Annotated in this window: 13 protein-coding genes; 8 read left to right on the top strand and 5 right to left on the bottom strand. The window is 69.4% G+C overall.

The window, feature by feature from the left end; all coding sequences use genetic code 11:
• Positions 1 to 9: 9 nt before the first annotated feature.
• On the bottom strand, positions 10 to 1,206 hold the full coding sequence (locus C1Y63_RS04005) for an MFS transporter (RefSeq protein WP_106015182.1): 1,197 nt from the start codon (positions 1,204 to 1,206) through the stop codon (positions 10 to 12).
• Between the two features lie 290 nt (positions 1,207 to 1,496).
• Between C1Y63_RS04005 and C1Y63_RS04000 the strand changes: the two genes are divergently transcribed.
• Entirely contained in the window at positions 1,497 to 3,017 is a 1,521-nt protein-coding gene (locus C1Y63_RS04000) for an aldehyde dehydrogenase family protein (protein WP_106015181.1), read from the top strand.
• On the opposite strand, the gene C1Y63_RS03995 is transcribed toward C1Y63_RS04000, so the two are convergent.
• Both C1Y63_RS03995 and C1Y63_RS03990 read right to left on the bottom strand, forming a co-directional pair.
• On the bottom strand, positions 3,014 to 4,114 hold the full coding sequence (locus tag C1Y63_RS03995) for an alpha/beta hydrolase (RefSeq protein ID WP_158256079.1): 1,101 nt from the start codon (positions 4,112 to 4,114) through the stop codon (positions 3,014 to 3,016). The genes C1Y63_RS04000 and C1Y63_RS03995 overlap by 4 nt on opposite strands.
• Positions 4,111 to 4,353, bottom strand: coding sequence for a hypothetical protein (locus C1Y63_RS03990; RefSeq protein ID WP_146128852.1), 243 nt, complete (start codon positions 4,351 to 4,353; stop codon positions 4,111 to 4,113). The genes C1Y63_RS03995 and C1Y63_RS03990 overlap by 4 nt, the downstream gene beginning before the upstream one ends.
• A gap of 118 nt (positions 4,354 to 4,471) precedes the next feature.
• Between C1Y63_RS03990 and C1Y63_RS03985 the strand changes: the two genes are divergently transcribed.
• Positions 4,472 to 5,296 carry a nitrilase-related carbon-nitrogen hydrolase gene (locus C1Y63_RS03985; RefSeq protein ID WP_106015178.1) on the top strand — a complete coding sequence of 275 codons (825 nt, stop codon included), beginning with the start codon at positions 4,472 to 4,474 and terminating at the stop codon, positions 5,294 to 5,296.
• Here C1Y63_RS03985 and C1Y63_RS03980 read toward each other — a convergent pair.
• On the bottom strand, positions 5,273 to 6,496 hold the full coding sequence (locus tag C1Y63_RS03980) for an oxidoreductase (RefSeq protein WP_106015177.1): 1,224 nt from the start codon (positions 6,494 to 6,496) through the stop codon (positions 5,273 to 5,275). The genes C1Y63_RS03985 and C1Y63_RS03980 overlap by 24 nt on opposite strands.
• A gap of 141 nt (positions 6,497 to 6,637) precedes the next feature.
• Here C1Y63_RS03980 and clpB point away from each other — a divergent pair, with 141 nt between their 5' ends.
• The 6 genes from clpB (at position 6,638) to C1Y63_RS03950 (ending at position 14,208) form a co-directional block, all read left to right on the top strand.
• Entirely contained in the window at positions 6,638 to 9,226 is a 2,589-nt protein-coding gene (clpB, locus tag C1Y63_RS03975; RefSeq protein ID WP_106015176.1) for an ATP-dependent chaperone ClpB, read from the top strand.
• Between the two features lie 77 nt (positions 9,227 to 9,303).
• Positions 9,304 to 10,134 (top strand): sulfurtransferase, encoded by an 831-nt coding sequence (locus tag C1Y63_RS03970; protein ID WP_106015175.1) that lies wholly within the window; start codon positions 9,304 to 9,306, stop codon positions 10,132 to 10,134.
• Positions 10,131 to 11,630, top strand: coding sequence for a hypothetical protein (locus tag C1Y63_RS03965; protein ID WP_106015174.1), 1,500 nt, complete (start codon positions 10,131 to 10,133; stop codon positions 11,628 to 11,630). Before C1Y63_RS03970 ends, C1Y63_RS03965 begins: the two co-directional genes overlap by 4 nt.
• Positions 11,631 to 11,698: 68 nt before the next feature.
• Positions 11,699 to 12,232 carry an orotate phosphoribosyltransferase gene (pyrE, locus tag C1Y63_RS03960; protein ID WP_106015173.1) on the top strand — a complete coding sequence of 178 codons (534 nt, stop codon included), beginning with the start codon at positions 11,699 to 11,701 and terminating at the stop codon, positions 12,230 to 12,232.
• On the top strand, positions 12,232 to 12,915 hold the full coding sequence (locus tag C1Y63_RS03955) for an RNA methyltransferase (protein WP_106015172.1): 684 nt from the start codon (positions 12,232 to 12,234) through the stop codon (positions 12,913 to 12,915). The genes pyrE and C1Y63_RS03955 overlap by 1 nt, the downstream gene beginning before the upstream one ends.
• Positions 12,916 to 13,023: 108 nt before the next feature.
• Positions 13,024 to 14,208 carry a glycoside hydrolase family 76 protein gene (locus tag C1Y63_RS03950; protein ID WP_106015258.1) on the top strand — a complete coding sequence of 395 codons (1,185 nt, stop codon included), beginning with the start codon at positions 13,024 to 13,026 and terminating at the stop codon, positions 14,206 to 14,208.
• Here the strand turns inward: C1Y63_RS03950 and C1Y63_RS03945 are convergent.
• Positions 14,196 to 15,377 carry an MFS transporter gene (locus C1Y63_RS03945; protein WP_106015171.1) on the bottom strand — a complete coding sequence of 394 codons (1,182 nt, stop codon included), beginning with the start codon at positions 15,375 to 15,377 and terminating at the stop codon, positions 14,196 to 14,198. The two genes, C1Y63_RS03950 and C1Y63_RS03945, sit on opposite strands and share 13 nt — an antisense overlap.
• Between the last annotated feature and the right edge of the window lie 42 nt (positions 15,378 to 15,419).

Below are 15,419 nucleotides of genomic sequence, written 5' to 3'. Positions count from 1 at the left end.
GTCCTCCTTCTAGGTATCGATGCTGTGCGCCAACAGGAGATGAACTATACCGCAGGCTGCATAGATTGCGGTGAGGGTGAGCCAGCCCGCCGCCCCGGTGAGCACCACCCAGCCCAAGGTGATGGGCGCGGCCGCGCGGGCACAATTGCGGCCGAAGGCGTAGGCCGCCTGGTATTCCTGGTGGTTATTATCCGGGGCGGCCGCGTAGGAGATGTCGAACTCGGCGCTCGACTGCCACAGCTCACCGACGGTGAGGGCGACAACGCCGGCGAAGAGCACGAGGAGAGTGCTGTGGGTGGCGCCGATGGCGAACAGCAGGCTCATGGCGACCGTGGCGCCGGCGGCGATGGCGACGACGGTGCGGCGGCGCAGGCGGCCTGCCGTGGCCGTTGTCGGCACCTGCAGCAGCACCACCGCCACGGCGTTGAGGGCGGTGCATAGGCCAATGACCCAGTCGCCCATGGTCGCGCTCAACGCCACCATGGCGGGCAGTCCGTAGGTGAGGACCTCCGTGTGGGTGCTCAGCACCCCATTCGTCAGGGCCAGGCCCGCGTAGCGGGGATCCCGGTACGGGCTGCGGGGTGTGGCAGCATGCGCGGTGGCTTTCGTGGGTGCGGGCACTGCCACCGTGCGGCGCACCAGCAGGTAGGCGGCGAAGGTGCACGCCGCCGCCAGCCCCACGGCGGCCCGGGGGCCATGGTCGCCGAAGCGGAACAGTCCGGCGGCGATGAGGCCGCCCGTGCCGATACCGATGTTGGTGATGGTGCGCAGGCTGGCGCGCGCGGACGCCATCTGTGGTGCCGGGATGCCAAGCTCGGTGATAAAGCTTCCGATCGTCGCTCCCACCGCCGCTGTGGCCACGGAGGAGGCGATGAGGACCGCGCTTGCCACGAGGCTGCCGCTGGCAGCCTGCCATGCGAGAAGGGTGGCGGCCTGCACCACCAGCGCAGCCCGGTAGATACGGGTCGCCCCGTAGCTGCGGGCCAGGCGCCCAATCCAGGGGATGGTGGCCAGGCCGGTGAACGTGCCGATGGTGGCCGCCCGCGCAATGCCTGCCGTGTCGAGGGCCGTCGCGTGGAGGAAGAACAGCACCGTCGTGGAAATCAACAACCCCGTCGAGCAGGTCGCCAGCATGTTGGCGCGGGCAAACGCGGTGGTGGCCGCGTTGGGCCACGTGGCGCGGTGGAACAGACGCAGAAGAAACATAACAACGCTCCACGGGTCGGTCGATGGGGTGGCATTGAGCTTCTCACAGCGACCGCCGGCGCCCACCGCGGGGGTAGTCCATTGATGTGATGTGTAAGGGCAGTAAAGCGGGAACGCGCATGCTCAAGTGTGGTGTGCGCTGCCACGATGTGTGGCTCTGTGAAAGTTGCAAACATCCGGGCGGGGGTGGCGCAGGCCATATGATTGCAGTCACATATGCGCGTCATTAGGTTGGTGGCACACGCCACAGCCCGCACCGATGGTTGTGGCCCACACGTCAAGGAGGACCCATGACCGTCTACGCCCGCCCCAACACCCCCGGCGCGATCGCGAACTACCGGGAGCGCTACGACAACTACATCGGCGGCGAGTGGGTGCCGCCGGTCGGCGGCGAGTACATGGACAACATCACCCCCGTCACCGGCGAGGTGTTCTGCCAGGTCGCCCGCGGCCAGGCCGCCGATATTGACCTCGCCGTCGCTGCAGCGGAAGCCGCGAAGGACTCCTGGGCGGCCGTCAGCGCCCAGCGCCGCGGTAACATCCTGCTGAAGATCGCCGACCGCATGGAGCAGCACGCCGAAGAACTCGCCGTCGCCGAAACCTGGGAGAACGGCAAGGCTGTGCGCGAAACCCTCGCCGCCGACATCCCGCTCGCTATCGACCAGTTCCGCTACTTCGCGGGCGTGGTGCGCACCGCCGAGGGCACCATGAGCCAGATCGACAACAACACCGTCGCCTACCACTTCCAGGAGCCCATCGGCGTTGTCGGAGCCATCATCCCCTGGAACTTCCCGCTGCTCATGGCGGCGTGGAAGATTGCGCCCGCCCTCGCCGCCGGCAACTGCATGGTGCTCAAGCCCGCCGAGCAGACCCCCGCCTCCGTCCTCTACTGGCTCGACCTCGTCGGCGACCTGCTGCCCCCGGGCGTCCTCAACGTCGTCAACGGCGTCGGTGCGGAAGCCGGCGCGGCGATCACCGCCCACGACGGCATCAAGAAGGTGGCGTTCACCGGCTCCACCGCGGTCGGCAAGCTCATCCACACCGCCGTCGCCGACCGCATCATCCCCGTCACCCTGGAACTCGGCGGCAAGTCCCCCAACGTGTTCTTCCCGGACGTCATGGAGCAGGACGACGACTTCCTCAACAAGGCCGTCGAAGGCGCCGCCATGTTCGCCCTCAACCAGGGCGAGGTGTGCACCTGCCCCTCCCGCGCCCTCGTCCACGAGGACATCGCCGAGGAGTTCATCGCCCGACTCGTGGCCAAGGTCGAGGAGATCCGCACCGGCAACCCCCTCGACACCGACACCATGATGGGCGCCCAGGCCTCCCAGGAGCAGATGGACAAGATCGCCGGCTACCTCACCTCCGGGCCGGCCGAAGGCGCAGAGGTCCTCACCGGCGGCAAGGTTGCCAGCATCGAGGGCCTCGACGGCGGCTACTACATTGAGCCGACGATCCTCAAGGGCCACAACGGCATGGCCTGCTTCCAGGAAGAAATCTTCGGCCCCGTCCTCGCCGTGACGACCTTCAAGGACTTCGACGAGGCCATCGCCATCGCCAACGACACCGAATACGGCCTCGGCGCCGGCGTGTGGACCCGCGACCAAAACACCGCCTACCGGGCGGGCCGCGCCATTCAGGCCGGCCGCGTGTGGGTCAACAACTACCACTCCTACCCGGCGCACGCCGCCTTCGGCGGCTACAAGGAGTCCGGCCTCGGCCGCGAAACCCACAAGATGATGATGAGCCACTACACGCAGACCAAGTGCATGCTCGTCTCCTACGACGAGCGGCCCACCGGCCTGTTCTAATCGCCACGGACGAGGCCATCAAGCACCCCGAGGAACGCCTCGTCCGTGAAGTAGTCGCTATGGCCGCCAGCTGTGCGCACCACCCGTGCCCCGAACGCATCCGAGGCAGGGGAGGTGTTGTGCAGCTCGGCGGTCCACGCAATCGGATCCTCCTCACCCAACGCCACAACCACCGGCGCCCCCGCCCGGTCAAGGTGGAACTCGGAGACATTACCCGCCGTCGTCCCCGGGGAACCCGCCACCACCAGCGCATCAGCCGCCAGGCCTCCCGTGGCGGCAGCGCCCGCCACCACACTGCCGTAGGAGTGGCCCAGCACAATGAGCCGCTGCGCCCGCCCCCGCAGGCTGTCCTGGAACGCCCGCAGGTCACCGGCGGCGCGCCGGGCGGGCTGGGGGTTGATGCCGCCGACGACACGGGGTGGGGTGTCGTATCCCCACCAGCACACCACCGCCGCCCCGGTACGTGCCCGGAGTGCTGCGGCGCGGTCGTAGGTCGCGGCCCAGGACGCGGGATCGCTGGACCCCACCCCGGAGACCAGGGTGATGACCGCTGGCGCGGTCTCAATGTCGCCGAGTGCGAGCACCAGGGTGTTCTCGCTGGCGCTGAGGACCTGGCCGGGGCGGCGGAGGACCTCCTCAAATCCGGGGTGTAGCTGCGCGTCGGCGAGGTGGGCGCGGTGGATGGCGTCGACGTGGGCGGTGGGGATGCCGTCGAGGTCGGCCAGCTCGATGCGGGGTGGCGTCACGGGCAGGGGGCATAGGCCGGCGGCGAGTGCGCTCAACTCGTCGAGTGCGAACGCGCAGTGCTGGTCCAGTTCCGCAGCGGAGTCCGTGAGGAACCGCCCGATGGGTCCCCGCAGGTCCGGGATCTGCTCCGCCCAGCGTCGCAGGTCCTCCCAGGTGTCTGCTGCCGCCTGCAGGATGTGGCGCGCCTGGGCGTAGAGCTCGTCGAGGTTTGCCTCTGCGCGGCGGATGCGCCGCTGTTCGGCGTGGGCGGCGTCCACCCATGCGCCTTCTCCTACGAGCGCAGCAGCCGGCGCGGGCAGTGGTGCCCGGTGCAGGAGGGTGGCGGCCGCGGTGAATTCGGCTGCGTTCACAGCTGCTCCAAGCGGCGTGCAAGGTCGGCATCTGTGTCGTCGATGGCGGCACAGACGCGGCGGATGCCGTCCGCGAGGCCGCGGGTGGCTGCGTGCGCCCGCAGCTCGGCGGCATGGAGGGCCTCAAGAAGCCGGTCGAGGGCGGGGCCCGACTGGGGTGCGGCAAGCGGCGCGGCGATGCGCGCGGGAGTGGGGCGGTCGGGCAGGCGTGTGGTGGTGGCGGTGGTGTCGATGAGCATGCGCACAGGCTAAGAAGCAGCCGCCGCCCCGTCGAGGATCCCACCCGCACGCCTGTGGATAACTTCTCCTGTGGGGTGCGCACTGTGGAGAGTCTGCGAGGATCGCTAGGGTTGGGGCATGCGAATCTCCCTGGTGCAGTTCTCTTCCGGTGTCGACGTCGACGACAATGCGTCCCGCGCCGCCCGGCGGGTAACAGAGGCCGCGGACGCCGGCGCGGACCTGGTGGTGTTCCCTGAGGCCACCATGGCGTCCTTTGCCGCCGGCCGCCTCGACGTGGTCGCCCAGTCGGCGGAGCGTTTCGCCGCCGCGATGGCGGCCGCCGCCCGCAGTGCCGGCGTTGTCGTCATCGCGGGCATGTTCCTCCCGGCCGATGCGGTCGGTGGGAAAAACCGCATCGATAATGTGGCGGCGGTGTTTTATCCCGACGGCCGCCGGGAGACTTACGCGAAGATGCACTGCTACGACGCGTTCGGCTACCGGGAGTCGGCGACGGTGCGCCCCGGGACGAACCTCGTCACCTGTGAGGTGGCGGGCACCACGGTCGGGTTGGCGGTGTGCTTCGATATTCGCTTCCCCGAGCAGTTCGTGAAGCTGGCCGCCCGCGGCGCGGAGCTCATCGTGGTGCCGGCGTCCTGGTCGGCGGGCCCGGGGAAGACCGAGCAGTGGGAGTTGCTCGCGCGGGCCCGTGCCCTGGATTCGACCTCTGTAGTGGCGGCGGTGGATCAGGCGCTGCCGGAGGGCAGTGACCCGGAGGAGCCGACGGGCCCGCCGCTGGGGGTGGGGCATTCCCTCGTCGTCGGGCCGGACGGGCAGATTGTGGCGTGCGCCGGCCGGGGGGAGGGGCTGCTCACCGTCGATGTGGACCTGGAGGCGGTGGCCCGGGTGCGGCGCGCGATCCCCGTGGTGGCGTTGCGCGGCTCAGAGCCGCTCGTCGAGGAGTAGTTCCTGGATACGTGCGGCGGGCGTGCCCGCCGCCGTGAGTGCCCGCGAGGAGGCGGCGACGTCGGCGGCCGCGCCGGCGATGATGATGGAGCGGTCCTCCCAGGTGCCGTAGCTGGCGGCCACCTCACCCGCCTGGCCAGTTTGGGGCAGGTGCAGGCCCCGCGGCGGGCGGGAGTACTCGCTGGGCCGCACCCACCACTCGTCGTCCTCGTGTGCCGCCACCGGGGTGACCGACAGGTACGGGGCGCTCGCCGCCTGATGCCACAGCGACATCAAGTCGTAGAGCTCGCCGGGGTAGTCGGCGCCGACGAACATGTGAATGCGTGGCGGGTGGGCCTGCAGCATGACGTCCGCGGCGATGGCCCGCAGGGGAGCTAGCCCCACCCCGTGGCTGATGAGTAGGAGGTCGGCGTCGGTGCTCAGCTGGATGGGCTGGTAGGGGGCGGCGATGCGCCACCGGTCGCCCACCTTCGGGGCGACGATGAGGGCGTCTGCGCCGGGGGAGGAGTAGGGCACGTGGAATTCGAGTTGGCCGAACTCGTTGGCGGGGATCGCGGGGCACAGGGTGCGCCAGATGCCGGGGTCGAGTTCGCCCGCCACGGCGAGCGCCCCGCCCGCAGGGTAGGCCACGGGTTCGTCCGCCTGGACGCGGATGACGCTGATGCGGTGGCAGCGGCGCTCCACCTGGGCGACGGTGCCGCCAATATACGGTGGCAACTGCTGGGCGTCGGCGGCCAGGGCTGCGTCCCGCATGAGTGTGCAGCAATGCTCCAGGAGGTGTGCGGCGTGGGCGACGTCGGCGGGCTCAAGATCGTCTTCGGCGGCGACGGCGTCGAGGCCCGCCCGCAGGGCCCGGGCGAACAGCGCGTAGTGGGCGGGGTCGGTGGAGGAGCGGCGGTGCTCGCAGCCGAGCTGGCGGATGACGGCGGCCGCGTAGTCGCTCACCTGCTCTGCGCTGTTGCGCAGCACCCACGCGCAGGCCACGGGCAGGTCCGCGTGGGCGGCCGGCTGGGCGATGAGGACGCCCGCCGCGGGGCACAGGCCGGTGAAGGTGGCGGTGACGGCGCGGCGGAAGAGCTCCGGGTGGCGGGTGAGGGCGTCGGCGACGCGGGTGGGTGCGGGCATTGCCCCATTGTGCCACCGGGGGTGGTTGAGCCGGGTGCGCTCAAGGGCCACCAGGATATATGTGACGCAGCTCATGCAAAATTCTAAACCTGAGCGGAATAGACTCAACTTAAGCGCGGTTGCAGTATGTGACACCTCGTGTGGTGGGCAGTGTGTAGCCATGCGGGGAGAAGAAAACATAAAGACACACAGAGAAGAAAAGAAGACAGAACACGTATGAACGCTTTTAATCCCACGACGAAAACGTCGGAGGCCATGCAGGCAGCCCTGCAGCTTGCCAGCTCGAACGGCAACCCCGACATTCGCCCCGCACACCTGCTCGTCGCGATCCTTGACCAGCAGGACGGCATCGCCGCCCCTGTGCTCAAGGCCGCGGGCGTCGACCCCGCCACCGCCCTGGCGAAAGCCAAGGCACTGGTGGACTCCTACCCGAAGGCCCAAGGCTCCGGGATGGCGAACCCGAACTTTAACCGCGACGCTCTCAACGCCCTGACCGCCGCCCAGGAATTGGCCGGCGAGTTGGGCGACGAGTACGTCTCCACCGAGGTCCTCATGGCGGGCATCGCCCGCGGCGAATCAGACGCCGCGACGATGCTCCACGGCCTCGGCGGCACCTACGACGCCATCAAGGGTGCTTTTGCCACGGTGCGTGGCTCCCAGAAGGTCACCAGCGAGGACCCGGAGGGCCAGTTCCAGGCCCTGGAGAAGTACTCCACCGACTTAACGAAGCGGGCCCGCGAAGGCAAGATCGACCCCGTCATCGGCCGCGATGAGGAAATCCGCCGCGTGGTGCAGGTGCTGTCGCGCCGCACGAAGAACAACCCGGTGCTCATCGGTGAGCCCGGCGTCGGTAAGACCGCGATCGTGGAGGGCCTAGCCCGCCGCATCGTCGCCGGCGACGTGCCGGAGTCCCTCAAGGGTAAGACCCTGATCAGCCTCGACCTGGGCTCCATGGTGGCCGGCGCGAAGTACCGTGGCGAGTTCGAGGAGCGGCTCAAGGCCGTGCTCGACGAGATTAAGAACGCCGAGGGTGAAATCATCACCTTCATCGACGAGATCCACACCATCGTGGGTGCCGGCGCGACCGGCGACTCCGCGATGGATGCGGGCAACATGATCAAGCCGCTGCTCGCCCGCGGCGAGCTGCGCCTGGTCGGCGCCACCACCCTCGAGGAGTACCGCAAGTACATCGAGAAGGACGCCGCCCTGGAGCGCCGCTTCCAGCAGGTCTACGTCGGCGAGCCCTCCGTCGAGGACGCCATCGGCATCCTGCGTGGGCTCAAGGAACGCTACGAGGTGCACCACGGTGTCCGCATCCAGGACTCCGCCCTCGTCGCAGCCGCCGCCCTGTCGGACCGCTACATCACCTCCCGCTTCCTGCCGGACAAGGCCATCGACTTGGTCGATGAGGCTGCCAGCCGCCTGCGGATGGAGATCGATTCCTCCCCGCAGGAGATCGACGCCCTCGAGCGCCAGGTCCGCCGCCTCGAGATTGAGGAGATGGCCCTGGAGAAGGAAACCGACGCCGCCTCCGCCGACCGCTTGGCGAAGCTGCGCCAGGAACTGGCCGACGAGCGCGAGAAGCTCGGCGAGATGACCGCCCGCTGGCACAACGAGAAGGCCGCCATCGATAAAGTGCGCGGCGCGAAGGAGGAACTGGAGCAGCTGCGCCAGGAATCCGAACTCGCCGAACGCGACGGCGACCTCGGCAAGGTTGCTGAGCTGCGCTACGGGCGCATCCCCGCCCTCGAGAAGGAGGTCGCGGAAGCCCAGGCGCAGGTCGAGGCCGACGGCGGTCAGTCGATGCTGACGGAGGAAGTCACCCCCGACACCATCGCCGAGGTCGTGTCCTCCTGGACCGGCATTCCCGCCGGCAAGATGATGCAGGGCGAGACCGAGAAGCTCCTCGAGATGGAGGCCTACCTCGCCAAGCGCGTCGTCGGCCAGGGCGACGCCGTGGTGGCGGTCTCCGATGCGGTGCGCCGCGCACGGGCCGGTGTTGCCGACCCGAACCGCCCCACCGGCTCCTTCCTCTTCCTGGGCCCCACCGGTGTCGGTAAGACGGAGCTGGCGAAGTCGCTCGCAGAGTTCCTCTTCGACGACGAGCGCGCCATGGTGCGCATCGACATGAGCGAGTACGGCGAGAAGCACGCCGTCGCCCGCCTCGTCGGTGCTCCCCCCGGGTACGTCGGCTACGACCAGGGTGGTCAGCTCACAGAGGCCGTGCGGCGCCGCCCCTACACGGTGGTGCTGTTCGACGAGGTGGAAAAGGCCCACCCGGACGTCTTCGACATCCTCCTGCAGGTGCTTGATGAAGGCCGCCTCACCGACGGCCAGGGTCGGACCGTGGACTTCCGCAACACGATCCTCATCCTCACCTCCAACCTGGGCGCCGGCGGCACCCGGGAGCAGATGATGCAGGCCGTCAAGAGCGCCTTCAAGCCGGAGTTCGTCAACCGCCTCGACGACGTCGTCATCTTCGACGCCCTCTCCGCTGAGCAGCTGACCAGCATCGTTGACATCCAGATCGCCGCGCTGGCCCGCCGCCTGGAGGGCCGCCGCCTGGTGCTCGACGTCGACGACGCCGCCAAGCAGTGGCTCGGCGAGCGCGGCTACGACCCGGCCTACGGTGCCCGCCCGCTGCGCCGCCTCATCCAGCAGGCGATCGGCGACCAGCTCGCCAAGAAGCTGCTGGCCGGCGAGATCCGCGACGGCGATATCGTGCGCGTCACCCTCAACGAGTCGGGTGAGCACCTCGATATCAACTCCGCTGCGACGGACGCCCACCTCGACCACGAGGACTAACCGCACCCCCTGCCCCCGAGGGTTTTCCCTCGGGGGTTTTCCCTATCCTCACCCGGGCGCGACTACACTTTTGCCCCATGGGCATCACGATCACAGCACAGGAACTCGCGGCCGATATCCGCCAGGGGCGCAAGAACACCATCCTCGCGTCCTTCTGGCTTCCCGGGGAGGGCGCCGGGTTCGCGAAATACACCTCCGAACACATCCCCACCAGCCTGTTCTGTGATCCCGCGACCGCGCTCGCGAGCGTCCCCTCCTCCTCCAAGGGGCGCAACCCGCTGCCCGATCAGGAGATCCTGCAGCGCGCCTTCCGCACCTGGGGCATCGACGCCGACCACACCGTCGTCGTCTACGACGGCGGCAAGGGCCTGTTTGCGGCCCGCGCCTGGTGGACGCTGACGTGGGCGGGCCTGCCGGAAGTGAAAATCCTCGATGGCGGCATGGCCGCCTGGGAGGCCGCCGGCTTCGACGTGGTGGGCGGCCCGGGCAACCTGCACGGGCACTGCACTGTGCGCGCCAACCCCGGCCAGCTGCCGGTGGCCACCATTGAGCAGGTCACCAGCGGCGATTACCTCCTCATCGATACCCGGGAAGCGAACCGCTACTACGGGCGCAAAGAGCACCTCGACTTGAAGGCCGGCCACATTCCCGGCGCCGTCAACGTGCCCACCCGCAGCCTGTTCAACCCGGACAACACCTACCGCAGCCCGGAGGAGTTGGCCCGCATCTTCGCCGAGGCGGGCGTGACCGACCCGGCGAAGGTCATCGTGTACTCCGGCTCCGGCATCCACGCCGCCGTCGCCATTGCGGCGATGCACCACGCGGGCCTGCCCGGTGCCGCGGTGTACGTGGGCGGCTGGTCGCAGTGGTGCGCCAACCCCTCCAACCCTGTGGAGCGCGGCGAGTGATCGCGCTCATCGCCGGCGCCCTCGTCGCCGCCGCGGCCCTCGCCCTGCTGCTGCTCGACCGCAGCCGGGGTGCGGCGCCCAAGGATGTGGCCCCAGCAGCAACCGCCCCGGAGCCCACGGCCGCGCAGCAGCGCGCCGCCGCCCTCGAGCAGGCCCACGCAGTCGACGCCGACAACGACGCCGACGCCAACAACACTGTGGATGCGGTGGTGGTGGACGAGGTCGCCGAGACGAGCTCGCCCGTCGATTACGAGGAACTGGACCGCCCCCTGGTGCGCGACCTCGTCGACGCGGACCTCGCCGAGGACCCCGCCGAGGGCTTCGCCGTGCCCGCCAACCCCTACACGATGAGCCCGCGTGTGGCGGACATTGATACAGACGCCGAGGCGGCACTCGGGGCCGTGCCGGTGTACCGCACCCTCGCCGAGGAACCCACCCCGGTGGCGGATGCCGACCTCGACGTCGATGTGGATGTCACCCCCCAGCCCGAGACCGCTGTATCGCCTGTGGCGACACAGGAGGTGGAGACGGACACCGTCGAGGCCGCTGTCGATCACGACGCTGCAATGGATGCTGAGACCGTCGAGTCTGCCGAGGAACCCGAGGTGGCCGAGGAGCCCGCGCCCAGCACCCCGAAGGTGCAGGTGCTGCTCGCGGCGTTGCCCGGGGCGGCCCGCCGGGAACGCAAAGCCTGGGCGGAGGCCAACGGCTTCGACTACGTCAAGGACGATCCTTACCTGGCGGACGAGTGGTCGCGGGGCCCCGCGACCGAACCGGGCACCGCCCGCGACATTGTGTCCGGGGTGGCGTGCGGCTACGACTGCCACGTCGTCGACCTCGGCGGCCGCACTCTCATCGCGGTGCGCCGCGCCCACGCCTCCGACGTGGTGGTGGAAATGACCCGCCCCGGCACCCCCGTGGAAGCCGACCAGTTCCCCGGCGGTGACCTCGAGGGTTTCACCCTGTCCGCGAGCGAAGAAAACCTGGTGCCCCGCCTCATCGACTCCCGGCTGCGCACCGCCCTGCACACCATGCCGCCGGTGGTGGAGCTGGTGTGGGCGGAATCGGACTGGGTGGTAGCCGCACTGCCGCGCACCTCGAAGCCCAGCGACTGGGACGACACGCTCGCCCCGTTGGCGATGGTGGCGGACGTGGCCCACGCGCTGCCGGCGCGCGGCATCCTCGCCCACTGGCCGGACGACATTGTCGGCGATCCGACCCGGGCGCTCCCCGCCGCCGTGGTGGAGGACGAGGCGGTGGAGATGCCCGCCGTGCCCGTCGTGGTGCGCCCCGAGACCCCGCCGGTGCTGCCGACACGGGCGGTGCACCACCAGATGGGGCACGTGCCCTTAAAAGACGTGGGCGGCGACGAGTTGGAGCCCATCGCCTCGAGTCTTCAGGCCCCGCAGCCGAGCGCGCAGCGCCTCGTGCGGAACCAGCCGACCGATTCGTCGATCTTCCACGACGCCGACGAGCGGCCAGAGGACGTAGAATAACCGTCACGCCTGTTCTCTCTTCACCCCCTTTGTTTCACGTTGTTATCTGTTGCTTCAAGGAGCCTGCTGTGAGTGACCGTGCCCGTCTCGCCGAACTGGTCAAGGACCTTGCCGTGGTGCACGGCAAGGTGACGTTGAGTTCCGGGAAGGAGGCCGACTACTACGTGGACCTGCGGCGCGCGACCCTGCAGCACGAGGCCTCCCCGCTCATCGGCAAGCTGCTGCGGGAACTCACCGCCGACTGGGACTTCGACGCCGTCGGCGGGTTGACGTTGGGCGCCGACCCTGTCGCCACCGCCATCATGCACGCCCCGGGCCGCCCCATCGATGCGTTCGTGGTGCGCAAGGAGGCGAAGAAGCACGGCATGCAGCGCCGCATTGAGGGCACCGATGTGGAAGGCAAGCGGGTCCTCGTCGTGGAGGACACCACCACCACGGGCAACTCGCCGCTCACGGCGGTGGCCGCCCTGCGGGAGGCCGGCGCGGAGGTCGTCGGTGTCGCCACCGTCGTGGACCGCGCGACGGGTGCCGGCGACGTCATTGCCGCGGAGGGGCTGGAGTACCGCTACCTTCTCGGCTTGGGCGACCTCGACCTCGCCTAATGGGGGAGTCTCCCTTCGTACCGCCCGCTCTGCGGGGCCCCACCGAGTGGTTCCCCGCCCGGCAGGGCGTGGGCCCCTGGGTGGAGGAACACCCCGATGAGCCGCTGCCCACCGACCCCCGCTTCGACCCGGAACTCCTCGCCGAGGGCGACCGCCGCAACGTTGTCGACGCCTACCGCTATTGGACCCGCGAGGCCATCGTCGCGGACATCGACACCCGCCGGCACGGGCTGCACATCGCGATCGAGAACTTCGAAAACGATGCGAACATTGGCACGGTGGTGCGCACCGCGAACGCGTTCGCCGTCGACACGGTGCACATTGTGGGCCGCCGGCGCTGGAACCGGCGCGGCGCGATGGTGACCGACCGCTACCAGCACCTGCTGCACCACGCCACCGTGGCGGACCTCCACGCGTGGGCCAGGGACCACGACCTGGAGGTCGTCGCGATCGATAACACCCCGGGCAGTGTGCCCCTGGAAACCGCGGCACTGCCCGCCCGCTGCCTGCTGCTCTTCGGGCAGGAAGGCCCCGGCGTGAGCGCGGACGCGCAGCAGGCGGCCCGCATGACGTGCAGCATCGCCCAGTTCGGGTCCACCCGCAGCATCAATGTCGGGGTGGCGGCGGGCATTGCGATGCACACGTGGATTCGGCAGCACGCCGACCTGCACCAGGCCTGGTAGGTGCCGGTGGCGGCCACCCGCTAGGGTGGATGCTCAGGGCACCAGCAGATGGTGGACACCCCAAGGGATCAGGTTTATTTAACTTTTCGCGAAAGTATGTGTGGCAACGTGGCTGAGAAATGGGCGCACCGGGCCGACCTCGCGGAGGCGGCAATTAACGAGCGGCACTCCTCCCGCGTGTGGGGGATCCCGCGCACCAACCTCGCGGTGGTGTCGTGGCCGCCGACGGCGAAAGATCGGGCGTTTTTCCGCTGGCACTACTGGTGGCAGGCCCACTACCTGGACTGCCTGGTTGATGCGGCGGCGCGGCGCACGACGGCTGCCCGGGTGCGGATCATTAACAACACGCTGCGTGGTATTCGCCTGCGGAACCTGCGGGGATTGTCCGCGAACCGTTACTTTGACGACAAGGCGTGGCTGGCGTTGGCGGGCGGCCGGGTGGGCCGGGTGAAGAAGCTGCGCACCCCGGGCCGTATCCGCGACCTGGAGCTCGACATCATCTCCGGCAAGGATGGGTTGACCGGGGTGCTGCCGTGGCGCAGCAATGAGACCTTTTACAACGTGCCGACCAATGGGCCGGCGGCCATCATGATGGCCCGCACGGGCCGGCTGGACCAGTCGATGGCGATCACGGACTGGGTGTTCGATCACCTGCTGGACCACCGGGGTTTGGTGATGGATGGGGTGCGGATGCGGATGCACGGCCCCGACGTCGTCAAGGACGTCCACCCCTACTGCCAGGGCGTGATGATGGGCGCCTGCTTGGAGATTTCCAACCGCCTGCGGGAGCACTCCGGGATCACGGACTTGAGTGATGCGGCGGATGCGGCGAAGGCGGATGATGTGCTGCGCTACGTCACCCGCCTGCGGGACCTGGTGCACGCCGTTGCGAAAGACATGGCCACCCCCGCCGGTGTCATCGATTGGCCGACGACGGGCGGCGATGGGGGCCTGTTTAAGGGCATTTTGGCGCGCTATCTCGCCGACGTGGCGGTGCAGCTGCCCGACGATTCCCGGCTGAATAAGGCGACGAAGAAGATCGCGGCGCGGCTGGTGCTCGCCAGCGCGGACGCGGTGTGGAACAACCGCCTCGAAGTCGACGGCCTGCCGGTGTTTTCCTCCGACTGGACCACGGAGGCGCGGCTGCCGCAGAACTCCGGGGCGGTGGGCCACAGCACGGCAGGCTCGATTACGGGCAGCGCCATCCCCGAGCGGGATCTCTCCGTGCAGCTGTCCGGCTGGATGCTGCTCGAGGCGGCGGCCCGGGTCGCGGCGGCCGGCTACACGAAGTAGCGGCGCAGCCGCCGCACACCCACCCCGAGCAGCATGACGGCGGCCGTACCGACACCTGCCACGATGAGTGCCGTGCGGGCGCCCAGGGTGTGCACCACCGGGGCGCCGACGACGTAGCCCGCGAGCATCGCGGTCGTGTTGACCGTGCCCATCGTCGACAGCGCGTGCGCCCGGGTGGACTCGGGTACCGCGCCGACCACGATGAGGCGCAGCGCTGCCACCTGGACGGCGTTGCACACCCCGCAGAGGGTGAAGCAGGCGATTGCGACGAGAAGGTGGGCGGCGAGACCTGCCACGGCGAGTCCGCCGCCCATGAGCACTCCTGCGGCCACCAGCCACCCCAGCGCCCGGGGTGCGGGCACGCGCCCGCCCAGGCGGCTGCCGAGGAGGCGGCCGATGACGAAGGCCTGCAGGAGTAGTGCGTAGCCGAGCCCGCCGGCGTGGAGTGTGTCGACGGCGAAGAACACGAGCGCCACGTTGAAGATCGAGGTGAATACGATCGCCGCCCACATTGAGCCCAGCGCTTCCCGGCAGGCGGGGTTGCGCAGCAGCAGCCGTGGGGCGCGCACCAGGCGGGCGGTGAAGCTGTCTGCTGCGGCCAGGGGGTCGGTGGGGGACGTGCGGGCTTGCAGGGCGAAGCCCGCGGCCACCAGGAGGGAGGCGGCGATCTCCGCGGCGAAGGCAGCGCTTAAGCCCGCGGTCTGGGCGAGCCAGCCGCCGAGGAGGGGGCCCAGCAGGCTGCCGGTGAGGCGGGCGGTGTCCAGGCGGGCGAACAGGACCGCGTCGGCGTCTTCCCCGGGGTGGGCCTGCTGCACCGTGGTGTAGATCGCGGGGATGACCAGGGTGCTCGTCGCGGCGGAGGCGACCGCGCCGGCGATGAGCACCGGGGGAGAAGGTACGGCCAGCAGCACCCCCAGGATTCCGACATCGGCGAATGCGGCGATGCTGCCGAGGGTGCGGGCGGGGTAGCGGTAGAACAGGGGCGCGAGGAGGGGGCCGAGGAAAATCTGCGCGAGTGCACTGCCGAGAAGGGTGCCCGTGACGACGAGCGCGCCCTCGTTGCGATCGGCGAAGTGGACGGAGATCGCGACCGAGGTCATGGAGGAACACACCGCCGCCAGGAAGAAACAGGCGACGAGGATCCAGCTGCGGGAGGAAGAATTCAGCATGGGGGATAAAAGGGGGAGAAAAAGAAACTCCCCGGGGGCAAC

This window comes from Corynebacterium sp. 13CS0277 (assembly GCF_002994655.1).
Taxonomy (GTDB): Bacteria; Actinomycetota; Actinomycetes; order Mycobacteriales; family Mycobacteriaceae; genus Corynebacterium.
This window is presented reverse-complemented; position numbering and strand designations above follow the sequence as displayed.

What these genes read in the sequence shown, in the direction of transcription:
- C1Y63_RS03945 (WP_106015171.1), bottom strand. Translation starts at nt 15,377, where the DNA reads ATGCTGAATTCTTCCTCCCGCAGCTGGATCCTCGTCGCCTGTTTCTTC.
- C1Y63_RS03990 (WP_146128852.1), bottom strand. Translation starts at nt 4,353, where the DNA reads ATGCTCATCGACACCACCGCCACCACCACACGCCTGCCCGACCGCCCC.
- C1Y63_RS03985 (WP_106015178.1), top strand. Translation starts at nt 4,472, where the DNA reads ATGCGAATCTCCCTGGTGCAGTTCTCTTCCGGTGTCGACGTCGACGAC.
- C1Y63_RS04000 (WP_106015181.1), top strand. Translation starts at nt 1,497, where the DNA reads ATGACCGTCTACGCCCGCCCCAACACCCCCGGCGCGATCGCGAACTAC.
- C1Y63_RS03955 (WP_106015172.1), top strand. Translation starts at nt 12,232, where the DNA reads ATGGGGGAGTCTCCCTTCGTACCGCCCGCTCTGCGGGGCCCCACCGAG.
- clpB (WP_106015176.1), top strand. Translation starts at nt 6,638, where the DNA reads ATGAACGCTTTTAATCCCACGACGAAAACGTCGGAGGCCATGCAGGCA.
- C1Y63_RS03970 (WP_106015175.1), top strand. Translation starts at nt 9,304, where the DNA reads ATGGGCATCACGATCACAGCACAGGAACTCGCGGCCGATATCCGCCAG.
- C1Y63_RS03980 (WP_106015177.1), bottom strand. Translation starts at nt 6,496, where the DNA reads ATGAGCTGCGTCACATATATCCTGGTGGCCCTTGAGCGCACCCGGCTC.
- C1Y63_RS04005 (WP_106015182.1), bottom strand. Translation starts at nt 1,206, where the DNA reads ATGTTTCTTCTGCGTCTGTTCCACCGCGCCACGTGGCCCAACGCGGCC.